Origin of the sequence: Photorhabdus sp. HUG-39 (assembly GCF_963878365.1) — a bacterium.
In the GTDB taxonomy this organism is placed as follows: Bacteria; Pseudomonadota; Gammaproteobacteria; order Enterobacterales; family Enterobacteriaceae; genus Photorhabdus; species Photorhabdus kayaii.
In genome coordinates, this window is sequence record NZ_CAWNWY010000006.1 from 15,670 (window position 1) to 35,950 (window position 20,281).

General features: G+C 39.9%; 14 protein-coding genes and 1 pseudogene. 4 read left to right on the plus strand and 11 right to left on the minus strand.

Going from position 1 to position 20,281, the window contains the following annotated elements; genetic code table 11:
* Nucleotides 1–123: 123 nt before the first annotated feature.
* Complete coding sequence (locus AAC155_RS06090) at nt 124–609, minus strand: bactofilin family protein (protein WP_229015797.1); 486 nt, start codon at nt 607–609, stop codon at nt 124–126.
* A 1,721-nt stretch (nt 610–2,330) separates the two neighbouring features.
* Entirely contained in the window at nt 2,331–2,474 is a 144-nt protein-coding gene (locus AAC155_RS06095) for a hypothetical protein (protein ID WP_158536503.1), read from the minus strand.
* 89 nt (nt 2,475–2,563) lie between these two features.
* Between AAC155_RS06095 and AAC155_RS06100 the strand changes: the two genes are divergently transcribed.
* On the plus strand, nt 2,564–2,839 hold the full coding sequence (locus AAC155_RS06100) for a FaeA/PapI family transcriptional regulator (protein ID WP_112876683.1): 276 nt from the start codon (nt 2,564–2,566) through the stop codon (nt 2,837–2,839).
* A 207-nt stretch (nt 2,840–3,046) separates the two neighbouring features.
* A pseudogene (locus tag AAC155_RS06105) lies at nt 3,047–3,484 on the plus strand (GNAT family N-acetyltransferase); the annotation flags it as partial.
* A gap of 259 nt (nt 3,485–3,743) precedes the next feature.
* Here AAC155_RS06105 and AAC155_RS06110 read toward each other — a convergent pair.
* From AAC155_RS06110 to AAC155_RS06140, 7 genes are all read right to left on the minus strand, one after another.
* Complete coding sequence (locus AAC155_RS06110; RefSeq protein ID WP_113041417.1) at nt 3,744–5,693, minus strand: autotransporter outer membrane beta-barrel domain-containing protein; 1,950 nt, start codon at nt 5,691–5,693, stop codon at nt 3,744–3,746.
* A 685-nt stretch (nt 5,694–6,378) separates the two neighbouring features.
* Entirely contained in the window at nt 6,379–7,203 is an 825-nt protein-coding gene (locus AAC155_RS06115; protein WP_113041418.1) for an energy transducer TonB, read from the minus strand.
* An 81-nt stretch (nt 7,204–7,284) separates the two neighbouring features.
* On the minus strand, nt 7,285–10,287 hold the full coding sequence (locus AAC155_RS06120; RefSeq protein WP_113041419.1) for a TonB-dependent receptor domain-containing protein: 3,003 nt from the start codon (nt 10,285–10,287) through the stop codon (nt 7,285–7,287).
* A gap of 45 nt (nt 10,288–10,332) precedes the next feature.
* Complete coding sequence (locus tag AAC155_RS06125; RefSeq protein WP_262405120.1) at nt 10,333–10,467, minus strand: hypothetical protein; 135 nt, start codon at nt 10,465–10,467, stop codon at nt 10,333–10,335.
* A complete protein-coding gene (locus AAC155_RS06130; RefSeq protein WP_113041420.1) occupies nt 10,464–11,951 on the minus strand; it encodes a surface lipoprotein assembly modifier in 1,488 nt (495 codons plus the stop codon). Before AAC155_RS06130 ends, AAC155_RS06125 begins: the two co-directional genes overlap by 4 nt.
* 85 nt (nt 11,952–12,036) lie before the next feature.
* Nucleotides 12,037–12,783, minus strand: coding sequence for a Slam-dependent surface lipoprotein (locus AAC155_RS06135; protein ID WP_113041421.1), 747 nt, complete (start codon nt 12,781–12,783; stop codon nt 12,037–12,039).
* 676 nt (nt 12,784–13,459) lie between these two features.
* Entirely contained in the window at nt 13,460–14,818 is a 1,359-nt protein-coding gene (locus AAC155_RS06140; RefSeq protein WP_113041422.1) for an MATE family efflux transporter, read from the minus strand.
* 527 nt (nt 14,819–15,345) lie between these two features.
* On the opposite strand from AAC155_RS06140, the gene AAC155_RS06145 reads away from it, so the two are divergent.
* Both AAC155_RS06145 and AAC155_RS06150 read left to right on the plus strand, forming a co-directional pair.
* Nucleotides 15,346–16,620, plus strand: a complete 1,275-nt coding sequence (locus AAC155_RS06145; RefSeq protein ID WP_113041423.1) for a bifunctional O-acetylhomoserine aminocarboxypropyltransferase/cysteine synthase — start codon at nt 15,346–15,348, stop codon at nt 16,618–16,620.
* Nucleotides 16,621–16,685: 65 nt separating this feature from the next.
* Nucleotides 16,686–17,036, plus strand: coding sequence for a glycoside hydrolase family 16 protein (locus AAC155_RS06150; RefSeq protein WP_262977623.1), 351 nt, complete (start codon nt 16,686–16,688; stop codon nt 17,034–17,036).
* A gap of 144 nt (nt 17,037–17,180) precedes the next feature.
* Here AAC155_RS06150 and AAC155_RS06155 read toward each other — a convergent pair whose 3' ends face one another.
* Complete coding sequence (locus tag AAC155_RS06155; RefSeq protein ID WP_113041425.1) at nt 17,181–19,271, minus strand: TonB-dependent copper receptor; 2,091 nt, start codon at nt 19,269–19,271, stop codon at nt 17,181–17,183.
* Nucleotides 19,272–19,419: 148 nt separating this feature from the next.
* Nucleotides 19,420–19,899, minus strand: a complete 480-nt coding sequence (locus AAC155_RS06160; RefSeq protein WP_058588903.1) for a DUF2946 domain-containing protein — start codon at nt 19,897–19,899, stop codon at nt 19,420–19,422.
* Nucleotides 19,900–20,281: the final 382 nt, after the last annotated feature.

Below are 20,281 nucleotides of genomic sequence, written 5' to 3' on the forward strand. Positions count from 1 at the left end.
TTAACAAATAGGATACCTAACCATATACTTTAATCAGAGGAAATAGAACAACATGATTTAAACTAAAAAGGAAGTGGCCCGTGCCAAAAGTCTCTGAATCAGATGTCACACGGGCCTGGTTTATCAGGCACTTGTTTTTACCGTGGCCTTATCTTTAGATTTATCATTATTGGTATCTTTTATTGGTACAACACGTTCAGATGCTGTTTTGTTTTCAACCTGTTCCGATTGCCCAAAAAACAGGCCTCCGCGCTTGATAGACATACTGCCACAACGACTGATTCCACGCAGCTCACCATGTTCAAGAATATCCAACGTTGCTGCACAGCAAGTCCCCACAACGTCACCATCAATAATGATTTCTGGCGCGCTAAGTTCACCTTCAACCCGTCCAGCATGCATAATGCGGATCGCACCCTCTTTCACCCGGATATTGCCAATCACTTTGCCCCAGATTTGTATATCACCTTCTACATCAATATCGCCCTTAAATACCGAGCTTTTGGCAACAATAGTACAACGACGAGCCTCTGCACCGGCGTTCTTTTTATCATCAACAAATTGAGATACCGGCTCAACAGCCGCTGCCTCTGCTTTTTTTCCAAACATAGTTTTTAATCTCGACCTCATGTGAATAAAGCAAAATATTAGAGCCAAAAAAGAGAGAATCGCTGTCACTGCACAGCCAAAAAAATTACCAGCCAGATAGAATCCCAGAGCAATGCTCCACATGATCCATATACAGCTCAAAAAAATGTTGTCCGAAAAACGATGTTTTGCCATGTTTGTTCACGTTTTTGTTATTTTTCATGCTTTTTTCGTTAGAAAATACAAAACCAAAATCACTATTTTAACAGAACAGATAACAATCAATGCTAAAGGAAAGCCGGTATTTACAACGTTATTAAACGGTTAAAAGCCTATATCCGTCATCTTTCAAGTTGCCTCTTTGTTGGCTGCACTCACTCACCCCGGTCACATCGTTATCTATGCTCCCGGGGATTCGCTCCCTTGCCGTCGCGATGCATCTTGAAATCCATTGGGTATATATTTATTCTTCGATAACAATTAACAAGGAAAAATTAACATTAAAATAGATGCTTTATATTTATTATTGTTAACATAAATCAACAATAAAATCACGTTATTAATGTTTAATTTTGTTTACAAATGATCTATTGCAAGAATATTTCTCAATTAATATTTACTGATATTTATCTAACAAACATATTACTTATTTATACAATAGAATTAATTCATTAAAAATATCAATATTGTTACTCAAGCAATATACAACTAATATCCAATAAATTAATTACTTTTATAAATAAATGATTCAATTGCAAACTTATAAGATTAATTATAGATTGATATGAAAATAATTTAATATTGAGAGATATCATGAATAAATAAATTATATAGTGAGGATAACTTAAACACCAAAATTTTATTGAAAATAATCAAACCTCAACTGTCTCATAATCAAGAAATAGCTATTAAAAAGTAAAATTTATCATTAATCTGAATATATGAAGCTTCTTTCGCTGGCACAACTTCGGAGATTTATCCGTCTTATTAGCCACCCAAGGTAAAGCCAGCAATATTTTCAATGTTGCCCGGGATAATAACTGATGAACTACTGGTTGTAATCTGCAATTTACCAAATGGTTCTCAAGACTTTTATGGGTTGAAGCTCTCGCCTTTTTCAATATTACGTTGGAAATTTTCCCAGGATTTACAGTCTTACCCAAAAGATCCTGTCCGGTAGAATAAGGTATAGCAATAATAGCGCCATTAAAGGTCACTGTGATATAACTTCGATCAGCTTTATGTGCTATAAATGCAATAGACACAACACCCAATATTAACATGGCCGATATTATAATTTTATTCATTTTCATTTCAAATTATTACGATTATCTAATAACGATCAATACCGGCATAGAACAACAATATATTTTAAATAAATAATTTTATTATCAATCCTATTTTAATCTTATGAAGATTAGAAAAATTTGTGCCAGTAATAAATCATAAAAAATATTTATATATGAACCATGACCCTATCAACCTTTCAAGTATTACAGAATAATTCAATTAATAAAAACAAAAAATACAAATTCAAATAATTTCACAACAAAATACTTAGATAACATTTCAATACGATCATTTGCGATCTATAGTGTCGCAAATTATATCTATATAAGAATAAAATACTTTATGCAATTTGTTTTTCAAATTAAAAGATCTAAAATTTCAATTTTTCGATATAATCATTCTGCATCGTATAAAAACCAACCTTGACCAAACAGGATATACCCGGCAATTCTTTATGACTGAATATACCCGTCATCTTTCAAGTTGCCTCTTTGTTGGCTGCACTCACTCACCCCGGTCACATAGTTATCTATGCTCCCGGGGATTCGCTCCCTTGCCGTCGCGATACATCTTGAAATCCATAGGGTATAAAGCATTCAGATTGCCCTCATGTGTTGAAATTAACCGTTGGATTATCCTAATTACTCAAGATATCCAACTGGGTTCAATAAAGCCTGGAGTTAATATGGAAAACCGGAAAGATTCGACTCAACCTTCCCAGACGGATCAAATACTCAATGTCATATCCGAATTATGTACTATTCGTAAAATGCAAGCGGCTCCCCCACCAGAATCATGGCCTAGTACGCGTGATGTAGCGGAACAATGCGATTTCACCATCTACAAAGCACGTTATCTGTTATTGAAACTGGCTAACAAAGGATTAGTTATGGTAACTCCGTCTCCCATTAAGAATTCTCTCCGATGGTATATACCGGAAGACAAAATTAAGTCTATCTAATGTCAAACAATTCTGAATAAATGGATGTCTGTTCTGTACAAAAGGGCCTGTCTATATAGTCGAAAATTTGAAGAAGCAACATACGGCCCTATGGCATTATTCATTCAAATCGCTATATTCTTTCCATGATAAAAGTCTCGGCAAAACATTTAAGCACAGAGATATCATAACCCATTATTATCATTTTATCTTAAGAGGAAGCTTGGCATGGAAAAATTGCATCGTTGGGAAAAGGATGGATATGTTGTCACTACAGATAAAAATAAATTAGATATTATGATCATACAGCAGTTTTTAACGAAATCCATTTGGGCAGAAGGAATTGACAAGGAAACAGTTAAGTTGTCGATCGAAAATAGCTTGAACTTTGGTCTATATAAAAATACTCAGCAAATAGGATTTGCTCGTATCGTGACTGACTTCACAACCTTTGGTTATCTTAGTGATGTTTTTATTTTAGACGACTATCGAGGATTGGGATTAGGGCGCTGGCTAATGACATGTTGCCTGGAACATCCCCAAATAGCACAGCTTCGTCATATTATGCTCGTCACTTCGATGGCACCGTGGCTGTATGAAAAAATGGGTTATTCCCCAGTGAACGAGGAAAACTTTGTTTGGCAAATTGTCCGGCCGGATATTTATACCCTATGGATTTCAAGATGCATCGCGACGGCAAGGGAGCGAATCCCCGGGAGCATAGCGAACTATGTGACCGGGGTGAGTGAGTGCAGCCAACAAAGAGGCAACTTGAAAGATGACGGGTATATAAACAACCCAAGATATAAGGCAATCATCACGAAAAATGCCCGATCACGTTGTCGGGCATTACTACGATAATAGCCACACTATTACGACAAGCAGAGAGCTACTGTTTTATCAACGTGTATCTTTTAACCAGAAATTAGAAACTGGCGTTAACACCTAAGCTGAAAGCATAAGTGTGATTCTGAACATCACCATCATTGCGCGATATTGACGCAAAAGCGCCCCAATCTTTTGTAATAGCAGCATTCATACCGATAACGTATTCACGCCAGTTAGTGTCTTGCTTTTGGCTTTTACTAACGAAAGATGTCTCAGTTGAGTTAATGGCACTACTAATCTGATAATGCCTATCGCCGAACTGATGGTTAAACCGAACTTCGGCATAAGGGTTAAAACGACTAAAATTAGTGTCCAGACGCCAGCCTAATGTTCCGACCTGAGAATCGTAACGTTGATCACCGAAATGCATAGCCGTACTGCTATTACCTGATTCACGATAACCTTTAACATAACTCTTATCCCAAGCGTACTGGATAATCGGGCTGGTCATCACCGTAGATGTCAGCGGAATATCCCAACCCGCGGTAATGCGTCCTCCCCACTGATGACCGGTTGTCGAAGCATGCTCCTTGCGCAGCCACTCATTGAGCACGATACCGCGCGTAATATCCTCATATTTCATGTCCAAATAGTGAAGATCGCCGCTAATCCAACCTTTATCGTAGTAACGCCATAAGCCATAAGTGGTGAATAGATAACCACGGCCATCAGCGCGGAAATGATTAACTGAGCGCTTATCCTGATAACGCGAGATCATCCCGCCTAACAGAATATTATCCGTGAGTTGATAGTCACTACCCAGTGTCAATGTACTGTTGTGATTTCCACTATAACCACCGAATACGCCTATTTTACTCTGCTCGTTACCCACGCTGCGCAGCTGCTGCAAACGGTTGTCAAGAGAGGCAAGCGCTCCTTTCACCGGCACATTGTTGGTATTCGTCAGTGACATAACCTGATGTGGAGCATTAAGGATTGAAATAGTGTACTGACCGACCATACGCTGTGCGTCTGGAGTTGGATGAAAATCGTCAGAGAACAAAAAGGATTTACTGGCATCAAAACCGGTATCATCAGAACTACAAATATTAGCATCCCTATCCCGAACACAAGCATAGCCTAAGGTATTGGAAAAACCGTAGCGTAAAGGATTATTAATGACTTCATGCAAAAGTGCATTAACATCAACCCGAACAATATTGCCGCCCTTCTTGCTAAGTGCGGTATCTTCTAATTTATTGTACTCGTTAACCAATCCTGAGGCTTTGCTGCTTATTTCGTTATACTTATCAAGTAATTGTCGCTTATATTCTTCCGCTGTTTTAGCATCTCCCTTTGAAGCCTTGGCCGCAAGATTTTCAAAGATCCCTTGGATAATTTGAGAGCGAGTATCTTCATTTATCGTTGGATATGCATTAGTGCTCGCACGGATCATATCCTTTAATTCCTCAACCTGGTCAGGAGTGAGAGAAATCGGGAGCTTAGTGAGTCCCTGAGAAACGACGGCTTTCATAATCATTGGTGTTTTACCGATATCAGGAACAGTAGGTACAATAACGATCCCAGCTCCCGCATCAAGAAGCTTATGCACCTGTGCCGAGGCTTCCATCGCGCTACTTCCAACAATTCTCGGATCTCCCCCTAACATGACAGCTTTAAGATCATTACCACCAATCCAGTGAATATACATGCCATTAGGATCAGCACGACCACCGTGGCTTGCCAAATAATTATCTACTTGATTTTGAGTATTGTTATCTTTGTTCACATCAGGAACAGCAGTCGATCCACCCACGGCGTAATTAGTCCCACCTTCATCGAAAGGCTCCAGTTTAGTCCCTAAATGTTGAGCAATAAGATCATTATACAACTTATTAGTTTTACCATTTATCATGTATCGATGACCTTTTCTACCATCACTCAAGCTATCACCAAAAACATATAGATGGTCATAAGCGTGTGCATTCGAAATTGCACTTATCGAAAGTGCTAACATGCCTGGTGTAAATATAAATGCCCTTTTCATTAATATGATCCTCAAGAAGTTATTTTATATTTATCATTGAACTAACCGTCCAACTGAAATGATCAATCCAAATCGAAACTACGTTAATGAGATATGACGCAATCCCCTTTCTGATTAACCAATACCTCATTATAGTTAGTAATAGAGAGAATTCCGCATTGTTTTTTTAGGTTTTAAAGTTTAGTGTTGCTTGATTGTTCAATTAATCAAATTGGTTAAATTTCAACTATCTATAAAAAGTAATATTAGACCAAATAGATTGAATTCTCTCCTTTGTTTCATGAAATAGATCACAAAACAGACAGCATAAGATTCTGATAAGAATAATGGATAGGAATAACGGCTAAGCCTGAGTAATATCTGAAGCGATCCATCACAACAAATGTGATAGTGTTAATTCATCATCGGTTTAGAGAAATAAAAGATTAAGAAGAATGAATATGAGGATTCAGCAAGCGATAAAGGCCGATTTCAATAAACTGATCGAAATCTGGGAAGCCTCGGTACAAGCAACACATGACTTTTTATCTGACGAACATATTAATCAACTACGCCCATTGATTCAGCATACCTATTTACCGATGCTGACGGTTTATAAAGCGATAAATGATAAACACGAAATACGCCATCCCCACATGACGCCACTATTATCAAGGCAGCGACAATCTCTTCGCTGCCCAAACCTTTATTTCAAATTAAATTCTATTGCTAAAGTAAGCTCCCTTGGCAAACCGGCCGGTTTTAGCCCTACCGACCGAGCTTGTTGGATAGCCGCAAGGGCAGCGCGGTCTAATTCATCAGCGCCTGAACTCTGCACTAATTGGTGATTCGTCAAATCACCACTATCCAGCAAGCTAAACCTGACCTGTACGATACCCTGTTGCTTCATCTTCTTAGCCCGACGCGGATAGCGTTTATGTTTTTCAATTTCACGACGTAAGGCGGACTGATAGCTTTGTAACTCATCAGCTCCAACGCCAGTGATCGGTTGACTGGTCGTCGCCTGACGAGCGCCAGCTTGTGAATCCACAGCATCTCTCCCTGCTAACTGAGAACTCCCCTCCGTTTGCTCTGGTTGATTTTGCTCTGCCCCTAGTTTACGCCCGCGCTCTGCTAGTTTTGGTTGAGGATCTTCTACCGGCTCTTTCTGTGGCTGAGGCTTGCTCTTCGGTTTAGCATCCGCATGTTTTTCTGGCGGTGGCTCCGGGCGTTCTTGTTTCCGTGGCTTATCCGCAGGCTTATTAAGGACTATTTTTGCCTCATGTGGCGATTCCGCTACCACTATCTCTGGCGGTAACGGGGGTGGAATAGGTTCCGGTTCTACCGGTTGTTCCTGTCCGGCCGGTGCTGCCGAAGCAACCATTTCTATTGACATACTCATTATTGGCGAATTCACTAATTGATTATTCGCACTGTCATCACGCAGTAAATGCCTCGCCATAAATCCAACAAGACCCGCATGTAACAGTAAAGAAGCAAACAAACCAATATAAAAACGATTTCTCATCATAACTTCAAGCCATCTTTCCGTTCGTTATCTGTGGAGATTGCCAGCGCTCTTAACCGCAACCGGCTAATCTCCCTTAAAGAGTCAGAACCGACTGGTGACACTAAGCTTAAACGTTCGCCCAGGCGCTGGCATCATGGAACGCGTTAACGGGTCCAGATAATAGCGATCGGTTAAGTTGGTGCCAGATAATTCAACAACCACATCTGGTGTAACCTGATAATTAATATAAGCATCTACAGTCATTACCGAGTTCCAACGCATCGGATTATTATTTATCCCTTTATAAACACCGGGTATTTTTTTCATTAACCATTTTTCATCCTTATTCTCCACACTGCTGTGATATAACACTCGGCTGCCGATTTCTAAATTTTCATCTAATAACCGGCCACCAATATTCAGATTAAGAGAATAACGAGGTGGGATAGTTGTCCTTAAAAAACCACCGGGAAAACCGCCATCAATACATTCAGGAACACCAAATTGGTTTCTTGGATCTAACATAAGTGATGCGGTTTTATCGCAAACTTTATTTTTAAGATTATAAGATAGACCAAAATGGGTAAAGAAATTACCGTTATCATAACGCCCCTGTAGTTCTAAACCGGATAATTTCTGTTTATCTAATTGAGTAAATACAAAGTTACTGTCACGGTCAAAAACATTCTCAATGATGGTATTATAATAAGCGAATCTAATATCCGCATTACGTTCCGCACCCAATAACTGACTTAAATCATGCACATAACCCACTTCCACTGTTTTACTACGTTCAGGTTTAAAAGCACATGTAGGCTTATCAGTCAAACCGGAAGAAAAGCCAACGGTATCCTCAAAAATACTTGGCATACGTACTGCTTCGGCATAGCGGGTATAGATACGTGCATTATCACTCACATAGGCTGTTGCGGAAAATACCGGCGCCCAGGCATGATCTTTACGTTTAGGTTGTTTAGACCAACGCTCTTGTTCACTTTTCGCTTTATAAACACCCTTATCACTATTATTTAGTATTTCTCCAGAGTCATCAATATAACGGCTATTCTGTTGAGCAGCACTGTATTCATATTTATACACTTCTTTATTCGTTATAGGATCAATAACGCGCTCATTCATATCAAGCTCCCCATTGAAATAAGGGTTATCTTGTTTATATAACTTACCATCGTCATGATATTTCCAAAGCACATCTACCGGCGCCATAGGGCGAAGAACTGAATCCCGTTCTTTTGATTCTGTGATCTTCTTTTCTTCATATTCTAAATATTCATCTAAATCATCAAAACAGTCATCAACGCAATTACTATATTTTTTATACAACATAGCTTCCTGCTCAGTAAGTGTTCTCAGATATCGTATCCCCTGGCCAACCAATTTTTCACTGTTACTATAACCAATATCACGGGCAGCCAAACGTTCATTTAAAAAATCATCCTTAGACCAATAACTTACCCGTCTAGCGCCAGCACTTAATGCCAACCATGAGGTAGGCCGCCAGTCAAAATTAAAAGCAATATTATTCTCCTGGCGGCGTCCTTTTCTTGGGGGTGATCGAAAACTAGAAAAATTCTTCCCTTTATAATCATCATGGGAACCTAAACGTTCCTGTTGTAGGCTAGCTGACAAGGTTAAATCTAAATTTGAGGTCAATTCGAAAGCATTAGAGAGATCAACACCCCAACGGTTATTATGGGTATTGGTAGAAGCAGTATCTACCAAGCGACCATCTTTATTTGGATCTCTTTCCTTACCATTTACATCCCAAACAGCATCCCGCTCTCGCGGTTCACGTGGATATCCCCCGGCAGTATTGGTATCGCTGATAGTACGGGTAATCCAAAATTTCATATCAAAATCAACCCATTTGTTCCCGTCAGGTTTCCATTTATAATCCAAGTTAAATGCCTGCTGATGTACATTCGCTAGCGGCCACTGTGGTAAAACGTTATTTTCTGCCCGAGCCCAACCAAGCCGCGAAGGCATAATCTCCCCGTAAATCGTTTTAGTATCGCGGATACCAAACCCAATCGTCTGTTGGTTAGCCAAATACCAGTTATTTTTAAACAACCAAGATTCCATTTCACTGGAGGTATTCGGCACTTCATTTCCGGGGCGATATATACGTGCAACAAAAGGCAAATAAGGATCATACGACCGGGTACCACCATCAAGGATCTCTATATCCTTTTTATTAATGGGATCATCATAGCGATGAGCACCCCCCTTACCGGCAAAATAGTTTCCTTTACTGCGATAACTATAAGCTGCCATTAAATCAAAATATTCCTGTCGGGTACCTAACGCTAGACGTATCGCATTATCTTTTAGGCCCAATAATTTATTATCTTTTGACGTTTTTGGCGTAATTTCTAACGCAGGATCAACATAATTAAATCCCTGATTAAAACCGGGAATATCCCGATAATCTTGCCCTAATTCCAGATGCGGTACTCGTTCCTTAACCGCATTACTGCTGGTTTCCAATTTCAAGTTAATACCAAATCGTTCGTCTATTGGTACCACATCATCAATACCCAAAGTTTTGATCATTACCGCCCCACCGATCGAACCTTTTACTCCACGTGTCAGTGATGGGCCTTTTTCTATCTCAATGCTGCTGATCAAGTTAGGATCAATATAATTACGATTATTCGCACCGTTATAACCACGCCAAGTGGTAATTGCCTGCTCAGTACCATCAATGGTAACAGGAACCCGTCCCTGCCCTTGAATACCTCGAATATTAGGATCTAATGCGCCACTGTTTCGCGAATCACCACTAAATACGCCGACTGCACTTTTTAAAACATCCGCTGGTGAAGCACCCTTATAACGTTCTACCAAATCCTTACCCAAGTAAATATTGGTAATATCTTTATCATAAACCGCATCATAACCTGCCTCATCTTTTTCACTGGTCGCTGAAACGTTAATTTTACCAAGGTCAGCCTTATTTTCAGCTGGCTGTTTAGATGATTGAGCCGAGGTTATTAGTGTTTCTGCATCAGAACGATAGGGCATCATACTGTAGGCTAATGCCAGCATGAATGTTATTTTGCTATATTTATTATTTAATTTATACATAGTCATTATCTGCCATAGTGTGGATTGAAATATACCCGTTATCTTTCAAGTTGCCTCTTTGTTGGCTGCACTCCTCACCCCGGTCACATAGTTACCTATGCTCCCGGGGATTCGTTCCCTTGCCGTCGCGATGCATCTTGAAATCCATAGGGTATAACTTGTTACTTCAATCAGTATCAAAAATACTTTTCAAACTTGACTAACACTTCATTTTTATTATAGGAATAGAGCCAATCAACATTACTACTATTTTTTCTAAATCGATAAGTAATTACCGGAGTTAAACCAAAAACTTCAAATTTAGGCATACTCACAATTGCCGCATAGAATTGTTCATTATCTTTACGACGTGCATTTAGAGGTACACTGTAATCACCAAATTGCCGTTGGCGTAATGCAGTAAATACCACTGCATTAATTCCCGGATATAATTGAGTGGAAATGCCCGCTCGCACGCCTTTTTGCTGATAATCATCCGCTTTTTCAACACTGGTTTTATTAACCCAATCACCACCCGCAAAGGTAATGGTTTGATCAGTTAAATAATAAGATAAGGTAGCATAAACAGAAGTCATATTACCGTCATTATGATTATAAAGTTTATGATAACGAAACTGCTTATATTCACCTTCCAAATTTAATGCCAGGTTTTTAGATAGAATATGCATCCATTCGGTTTTCACTCCCGTAGTACGATAACGGGAATGATTACCAACATAATTAAACTCAACGACTGGCCCCATTAGGAAATCATTTTGTTGTGTTTTATAACTATATCCCAAATAAGCAGAAGTAGTATTTTCATTCTCCTCACTGTGATGACGATAGCTTTCTCCATAAGTCATCGAACGTAAAAAAACACCATGATGACCACTTAGTGGATATATCTTACGTAACGTAGCATCATAACTAATACCGTTTGCCTTCTTTGCCATAGGCAACCTACGTTCAGTTATACAACCAACATCTTTATGATATTCAGTACAAGTAGGGGGCTTATCTGGCGACATATTCGTGTTATCGTTAAAGATATATCCCACGGAGAAAGATCCACGCCAGGAATTGCGCAAATTAATCGCCTCCTGATAATTAGTTATATTCTTAATGACTGCCGGTGGTAATTTATTTTCATTATCGCGACTAACTGCTGAAATCTCATTAAATAGTAAACTGGCTTCTCTATTTTTTTGATTCTCATAATAGACCCTGGCTAACTCTAATTTAACCCGGGTAAAATCAGGTTGTTGCTGCAAGATGGCCTGATAATGCAGTTCTGCTGCTGCCAAGTCACCCTGAGAACGCGCCAGATTTGCCTGAGCAAAATGGACCAATTGGGTATCATGTCCAGGTAACTTCTGGTATATCAACAAAAAGCGCTCGACATCCTTCACTTGTTGATGATTAATGGCTAAATAGAGCGCCTGACCAATATCATTCACATTATTTTCAACACTAAACGTTTGACCATTAAGTACTATCGATAAATGATCTGTCTTTTTATTTACAGTTTCATCTGTAACCAGCGCTTTTTCTTGATCTTGCAAATTTCGCTGTACGTTATGCCACAATCTTCTACCGGTATCTTCATCTGCCAACACCAGAGATGGCTTTATAAACAAACAGCTAATGAGTAAAGCAAAACGAACAATTGGGGTATTTAACATCGTTAATATCACTGCTTAATTGTCGAACCAAAAATAAGACAAAGCCCATATGAACTTTGTCTTATCCAGTCACCACAAACTCATATTATGGGTTCTTAATTCCGCCAAAGGCAGTATCTTTACTGTGATCTGCATTAAATTTAGCCACACCAGCTAAACTAGATGCATTATCGCCAAAGAAGTGACCATTGTTTGTCCCGACAAGATTTCCAGCGGTTGCCCTACCCGTAAATGAACCATCAGCTTTAATAACGGAATTAATACCAACAGTGAGCGCACTATTTGCTATTGAACCAGTCAGTCTTTTCTGACCGAAATCCGCAGTAAATGTCCCATGCAGGGCATTGCTACCACTATATTGGTTAACTCCTTTAACCGTATAAGTTGCGATACCACCGGTAGGTAAATTAGTCGTGACATCTTTACCGGAATAATAGGCGGTATGAGTAGTATCAGTCACCTTACCGGTTTGTGACCATTCCCCAAAATAGACATCAGCATTAGCCACTTTACTGAAATTAAACACCCCCATACCATTGTGGCTACCCGATCCAGGCATAGAAATTTTATGAATGCCATTCGCATCCGCTGCGGCATAACGGGTAAGCCCTGAGAAACTAACAATTTGACCACCAGCAATGGAATGTACCCCAACTCCTGGTTCCCCTCCAGGGCTTGCATGACCAGCACCACCCGCCCTAGTCACACCTACCTTAATGCTGGATTTATTCTTATCAAAATCTTGAGTTTGCTCAAAACCTGGGGCCGCTATAGCTTGTGTAACTAATCCACATGTACCTAATACTGCAATTAACACTTTAACCTTATTCATAGCATATTCCTTATGTTAACTAATTAAATGTTAGAGTATTGCTTATTACATAGTTTTAGTACCGTCCGAAGACTGCCGCGCATATTAACGCACTTTTAATAAAAAATGAAATGATAATCATTATCATAAAATAATCTTGTCTATTTGTATAGAATGGCAATTAATACAGCTAACCATTTAATTATTAAATAAATATTCACCATAACCATAATATTATAATAGATATAATCTTAGATGAATCACCAATAATGAGTGTAAAAAAATCAATACATACCGATATATGAATGAGAAATTATTTTAAAAAGAAATTAATGCAATGATTATTATCATCATAGAAACCATTTAATCTGAAATTAACTATTTCACATTAATCAAGAAATATTTGACAATGAGAACTAAAAATCAAAAAGATATATTTCACCTAAATGATTTAAATAGAAAAAACTATTATATCGAATATATACCCAATGGATTTCAAGATGCATCGCGGCGGCAAGGGAACGAATCCCCGGGAGCATAGATAACTATGTGACCGGGGTGAGTGAGTGCAGCCAACAAAGAGGCAACTTGAAAGATGACGGGTATAGAGAATTAAATGTAGATATGATAACTATTAGGCTAATATAGGTATTATTCAGGTTCTTTATATCCTTGCTGCATCAACTATGTGGTTAAATTAAGAAATTAACCGAGAAATCATTCCTCTCTGCCTAACCTTTAATATGATAAACAGCAAAATAGCGTTCACAAAAAGCCCCAAAACCAAGCCATACCAAAATCCTATAATTCCCATTCTCTCGGTTATCCAGTCTGTCAAAGCCAAAATAAACCCTAATGGCAAACCCACTAGCCAATAACCGAATAACGGTGCGTAAAATACCGAGCGGGTATCATGAAAACCCCGTAAAATACCGGATAAAGCTGCCTGGCAAGAGTCAAAGAATTGGAACAGGCATAACAGAAAGATTATGTTAAGCGCAATTATTATGACTCCATTGTCGTTAGTATAGAGTGAAATAAATGAACCTGCGAAATAGTAGATTAAAACACCAATAACTGCGGAAATAGATAAAATTAAAGCAATTGAGATCTTTATAGTACCTGTTAATGATGTTCTATCTCTCTTACCAATATAGGAACCGACTCTCACAGTTACAGCAGCTGCAATTCCCCCAGTTATGGTATAGATGATAGAGGTAATATTAAGCATAATATTATGTGCAGCAATGACTTGCGCCCCCAAAGGAGCAGCGGTTATCGCAATCACATCCAGAAAAACCATTTCAACAAAAAGAGCCAATCCACTTGGAATACCAATATAAAAAGTTTTAATCAAAGAATTATATTTTGGTAAACTGAAATCTGGCCTATATCGCCGATATTCCTTCTTTAGCAAAAAATAGATAACCAAGCATACAGCAATGAGATTATTAATAATTGCAGTTGTAATACCCGCGCCAATGCCCCCCATTTCTGGCAAACCCAGTTTTCCATAAATAAATATGTAATTTAATGGGATATTCAATAATAAAGCACCCGCAGACAAATACATTGCGATTTTTGTGTCTTCCAATCCTTGTAGAAATGAACGAAAAACGTTAAATATCATAACACTAGGAACACCACAGGCCAGAGCAATAACATAGCCCTGTGTGATTTCTAAAATATGCTCATCGATGCCTATAAACGAAAGTAGCCAGCTAACTAATATTAATAAAAGAATTATTGGTATCGAAAGTATCACCGCCAGAAACAAGTAATTTTTAAGACTGTCTTTAATCCCTTCGTCATCATGTTGCGCTTTCTGCTTAGCTACATCTGCGGCCAGCATGATAATCGTCCCATATCCTAATACAAATATAGGAAACCAAATACTACTTCCTAATGTTACGGCTGCTAAATCAGCCGTGGCATAGTGACCAGACATCACAATATCCACAAAACTCATTGCTGTACGTGCTATCTGACTAACGATGATAGGGAAAGAGAAAAATAAAAGTTGTTTTAACTCCCGCCGGTTTGAAAACTTAGCCATAAGAATCCTATTAATTTATTGGTTAGTGCCAATATTGATCATACTAACAATAAATTACGACCAAAATCATTTAAAAAAGTTTGAAAAAATCTGAACGATGAGTATACCTTCTATTTTCATTCAGGCAACAGTGAAGAAATAAATTAAAGCAATCTAACGAAAACTAACTATTTCACAGAAATTTTTGTGATCTTTCTAAAAGATTGGATATTTATTTGTATATTTTGTTCTCATTTTTTATTTTAATAGTTAATGTTACTTGGCTGAAATCGTTGAAGGCTTTTGTGATAATATCCACATTCTTAAAAAATAAAGATGCTAGCATAGCTAAATCAGATAATTAGTAACTTTTTCAAATTATTTCTTTAATTAATAAAGAATTATCGGAAATATATCCTATGGATTTCAAGATACATCGCGACGGCAAGGGAGTGAATCCCCAGGAGCATAGAAAACTATGTAACCGGGGTGAGCGAGTGTAGCCAACAAAGATATATGTCATCTTACCGTAAAAGAAGAGATCGAAAATGAAACCAGAAACTCTTGCTATCCACGGCGGATATTCCCCTGATCCAACAACTAAAGCCGTTGCCGTTCCTATCTATCAAACAACATCCTATGCGTTTGACGATACTCAACATGGTGCCGATCTGTTTGATTTAAAGGTTGAAGGCAACATCTATTCCCGCATTATGAACCCAACCAATGATGTATTGGAAAAACGGGTTGCTCTACTTGAAGGAGGAATAGCCGCTTTGGCCGTTGCATCTGGCATGGCGGCCGTCACTTGTGCGATTCAATCCATTGCTAGCGCTGGAGATAACATTATATCTGTTGCTAAGTTATATGGCGGCACTTATAACCTGCTAGCTCACACATTGCCGCGATTCGGTATTGAAACACGATTTGCTGAACACGATGATATTGCAGCATTGGAGTCACTGATTGATGATCGTACCAAGGCGGTATTTTGTGAATCTATTGGTAATCCAGCCGGTAATATTGTTGATCTGAAAAAATTTGCCGAAGTGGCTCATCGTCATGGCGTCCCCTTAATTGTTGATAACACTGTCGCTACTCCTGTGCTTTGCCGCCCCTTCGAGCATGGCGCTGATATTGTGATTCACTCTTTAACCAAATATATGGGAGGGCATGGTAACTCTATTGGCGGCATCATTGTCGATTCCGGCAATTTCCCCTGGAAAAAATATAAGCAACGGTTTGCTATATTGACTACCCCAGATCCCTCCTACCATAACGTCGTTTATACCGAGCAATTTGGCAAGGCTGCATTTATCGGGCATTGCCGCGTTGTACCGCTACGTAATATGGGCGCTGCACTGTCACCTTTTAATGCTTTCCTTATTCTACAAGGATTGGAAACACTGGCATTAAGAATGGAACGTCATACAGAAAATGCACTGAAAGTCGCTCATTATCTGCAAGAGCATCCTCAAGTTAGTTGGGTGAAATATGCAGGGTTGTCAGACCACCCGGAACATAAACTGGCTCAACAGTATGTGAATGGGAAACCGTCAGCTATCCTCTCTTTCGGTATTAAAGGCGGTCAGCAATCCGGCGCACGATTTATTGACGCACTAAAATTGATTGTGCGACTGGTTAACATTGGCGACGCTAAATCACTTGCCTGTCATCCAGCGTCAACAACGCATAGCCAATTAAATGATGAGGAGTTAATTAAAGCCGGCGTATCTCAGGATATGATTCGCTTGTCAATCGGCATTGAACATATCGATGATATTATTGCCGATCTTGCTCAAGCTCTGGATGCATCGAAATAATGTAAATCTGTCATATTCCCCGTTCCAATGAACGGGGTTCTATTCATCGATCCTCACGGCTTTTCATTGAAAAGTATGGGGGTAATAAGGAGTGGTCAAAGAGATTGTCTACAAATAAACTTGCTGATGGTCAATTCCACAAATTTGCCGTGGCATGGACACCAAGTGGTTATACATTTTATATTGATGATATTCCGCAAAATCTGGCGGGGTTAGATCAAGTTCCAATTTCAATCGCCAACCAATATATTATTTTAAGCTCCGAAGTACCACGCAATTATCCAGCACAAGGTTATGGCTCGATAAATAAAACAACCGCAACATTCGATGTTGATTACGTCAAAGTCTATCCGTATATACCCAATGGATTTCAAGATGCATCGCGGCGGCAAGGGAGCGAATCCCCGGGAGCATAGCAAACTATGTGACCGGGGTGAGTGAGTGCAGCCAACAAAGAGGCAACTTGAAAGATGACGGGTATATCGGTAATAAGAAATAATCATCGATATGGAAAAGGGTAAACAAATATTGGCGTCCAATAATTGGACGCCATTTTCTCATTAAAATTTTACATCTATTTTCGCCCACACCGTCCGGCCGGGTTCATTCACTGAGGTATTCGCTGAATAACCAAAGGTGCTATTACCGGCAAGGTTAAGGTGTTCGCTATATTCTTTATCCAAGATATTGTCAATGCCAGCGCTCACTTTTACATCTTTGTTAACCTTATAGGCAACATTGGCAGAGAGTACGCCGAAACCTGAACTATTTTGAAAATCTTTGCCGACGACATTCCCCTGCCCCACGGCAATCCGATGCTGGCTGCTCACCAATCGCCACAAGCCGGTACTACTCCAATCACCACGTTCATAGGTCAAGCCGAAGCGGGCTTCCAAAGGCGGGATCTGAGGCATCGGCTTGTTATCCGTCCGGTTTTCTCCCCAAGCATAGGCAAGGCTGGCATCCGTTTTCCAATGATCTGTCAATTGATAACCAAAGCCCATTTCTCCACCCATGATATTGGCATTAACGTTATCAGCCTGGCTAATACGGGCATTTGTCGGGCTATATCTAAATAAAATGAAATCATTTACACGCCCTACATAGGCGGATACCCAACCATTAAAACGTTCCCCGGTATATTGAGCACCAATATCAAGCTGAGTGGTTTTCTCACTTTTTACCCCATCAAAAGCACTAGTACTTCCCGTCGGACCATATGTAGGCGAGAACAGTTCCCAATAATCAGGGAAACGTTCAGTGTAACCAATACCGGCATAAAACATCATAGGCATATCAGCCAAAGTATGCTCTAACCGCATAAAACCACTCGGCAAAGTATCATTACGCTCTTTTTCACTATTACCCGCAAATTTCTTTGCTCGGCTGCGATCAAGACGGGCACCGGTTATCAATTCGCTCTGTTCTGTAGCATACCAAGTTAGCTCACCAAATAGGCCATAGTTATAGAATTGGGCATCCTTTTGCCATACATTACCTGCTTTATTACGATGGGTATTGGTTTGCGTATCTGCGCCACTTTCCAATTTGAAGTCTTGCCATAGCCAGGTGCCCATGACTCGCCCTCCCACAACGCGACGATCCAGTTGCATAGACATACCGTGATTCATATTCATGTGCATACCACACATATGTTTACAACTCGAAGAAGGCATACCCATTGACATGGCGCTATTCGGAGAACGCAAAGTTATATTGTCCATAATATGGTTGGTATAGTTGTAATAAACTTGGGCTTCAACCTTATCAAGCACCTCACCGAGGTTAGATTTCTCAAAACGCACACCGAGACTTTCACGTTTGAATTGCGAACCATCCATGCTACGTCCAGCATAACGAGCTTCTCCGTCCCCTTTTCCTGCGGTCAACTCAAGCAATGTATCTTTATCCGGAGTCCACCCTAACGCCAGATCACTATTCCATTTATCCCAACGTGAAGGAACGCGATACCCACCACCATCTTTGTAGTCATTTGAACGGGATTTATTTGCCATTAAACGTAAATATCCCAATTCATTGCCAATACTGGCATCCACATTGCCATCCCAACGGTCATTTGAACCCGTCAATCCACTAGCATTGATTTTTGCTCCCGGCTCATCAAATCGCGGATGTTCACGTTCAAACCTTATGGTCCCTGCTGAAGCACCGGCCCCCCACAATACCGTTTGAGGCCCTTTAATGACTGTCAGCAAATCATAACTTTCTGGCGAAATATAGGATGAAGGAGCATCCATTCTGCCGGGACAAGCTCCTAGCATTTCTGCGCCATCAGTCAGGAGCTTAATTCTAGAACCAAACATTCCCCGAAATACTGGATCACCATTGGTGCCGCCATTACGGATTTGAGCAAATCCAGGTATGGTTTTTAAATAATCAGAGCCGTCACTTGCCGGAACCGGTTGGCGGGGGGTTTTTGGCGAGGTGACAATTGCCAAAGGAGAATACAAAGGGGCGGTTACGGTAATCACATCCCCATCATTGGTTTTTGAACCCTTTACATGGTCGTGTACATCCGCTGCGGTTTCAGCCGCATAGCCATTAAAAGTCGCTAGCAAAAAAAGTGGCATGGCCGAACGGATACAATGGGATAGCCTGTTTTTTTTATGAGGAGAATTTTTTTCGAACATCATCTTTCCTTAATGTGAATCCACCTTCCGAAGAGATATTTCTATCAACAGCGGAATACGTTATAGAATCCAACCAAATCGTTTTTGGTATGAACACACTTTTCCTGACTCAATAATGAGCAGGACAAGACATTTCATTACGTTTAAATCAATGAGATGAGATCTGTTCAGGCGGAGCACGAGGCAACGAATCAGAAAAGATGAAATGCGGCAGAAAGGAAGCTACGGTTTGAATCGGTGGTGGCCGTGCAGTCAGCGAAGTTGACCAAAATAGCGGTGTATTCGCCAAATCCAGCATAGGTATATGGATCAGAAAAACGCAGTATCCACAGGCAATATCCTCCAACATCGACATACCACTACCATGCATACTCATCTGCATGCCATCATGCTGGTTAGTAACATATGATGCGGAAGAAACGTCAGAATGAGACATATTCCAAGGCATATCACCGTCAGATGACATCACCCTATGGCAATCGACCACTTTCGATGAATGAGCCTCACCAATGCGCACATGTTCCAGTGACCGGGAGATCACTGGCGCAATGAACAACATCAGTATCGCGAAAATACCGAGCCAAGCTGGCAGGCGGCTCCGCGAGGTATAAAATTGGATCAGTGACAAACTAAGCCTATTCTGTAGAGAACACATTCAGGGACGAGATTGTACGTATTTAACGACCAAATGTTAAAACACTTTATGCAGGAATGTCGCTTTGGCGACAGAATTTGTTGTTTTTTTAAAATCTGCAGGATTATTTTCATGAACATCGAGCAAAATCACAGAGATTAACGTCACGGGCAAGGGTATTTCCCCATGTATACCCTATGGATTTCAAGATGCATCGCGACGGCAAGAGAGAGAATCCCCGGGAGCATAGCAAACTATGTGACTGGGGTGAGCGAGTGCAGCTAACAAAGAAGCAACTTGAAAGATAACGGGTATAAAAAGTTTTAAACCACATAATCTCTCCTTATGCTGAATAAGATGATAGAGCAACTTCATT

Excerpts from the sequence above, each read along its gene's own strand:
- AAC155_RS06120 (WP_113041419.1), bottom strand. The coding sequence starts at position 10,287 with ATGTATAAATTAAATAATAAATATAGCAAAATAACATTCATGCTGGCA.
- AAC155_RS06115 (WP_113041418.1), bottom strand. The coding sequence starts at position 7,203 with ATGATGAGAAATCGTTTTTATATTGGTTTGTTTGCTTCTTTACTGTTA.
- AAC155_RS06100 (WP_112876683.1), top strand. The coding sequence starts at position 2,564 with ATGGAAAACCGGAAAGATTCGACTCAACCTTCCCAGACGGATCAAATA.
- AAC155_RS06145 (WP_113041423.1), top strand. The coding sequence starts at position 15,346 with ATGAAACCAGAAACTCTTGCTATCCACGGCGGATATTCCCCTGATCCA.
- AAC155_RS06130 (WP_113041420.1), bottom strand. The coding sequence starts at position 11,951 with ATGTTAAATACCCCAATTGTTCGTTTTGCTTTACTCATTAGCTGTTTG.
- AAC155_RS06110 (WP_113041417.1), bottom strand. The coding sequence starts at position 5,693 with ATGAAAAGGGCATTTATATTTACACCAGGCATGTTAGCACTTTCGATA.
- AAC155_RS06090 (WP_229015797.1), bottom strand. The coding sequence starts at position 609 with ATGTTTGGAAAAAAAGCAGAGGCAGCGGCTGTTGAGCCGGTATCTCAA.
- AAC155_RS06155 (WP_113041425.1), bottom strand. The coding sequence starts at position 19,271 with ATGTTCGAAAAAAATTCTCCTCATAAAAAAAACAGGCTATCCCATTGT.
- AAC155_RS06140 (WP_113041422.1), bottom strand. The coding sequence starts at position 14,818 with ATGGCTAAGTTTTCAAACCGGCGGGAGTTAAAACAACTTTTATTTTTC.
- AAC155_RS06095 (WP_158536503.1), bottom strand. The coding sequence starts at position 2,474 with ATGCTTTATACCCTATGGATTTCAAGATGTATCGCGACGGCAAGGGAG.
- AAC155_RS06135 (WP_113041421.1), bottom strand. The coding sequence starts at position 12,783 with ATGAATAAGGTTAAAGTGTTAATTGCAGTATTAGGTACATGTGGATTA.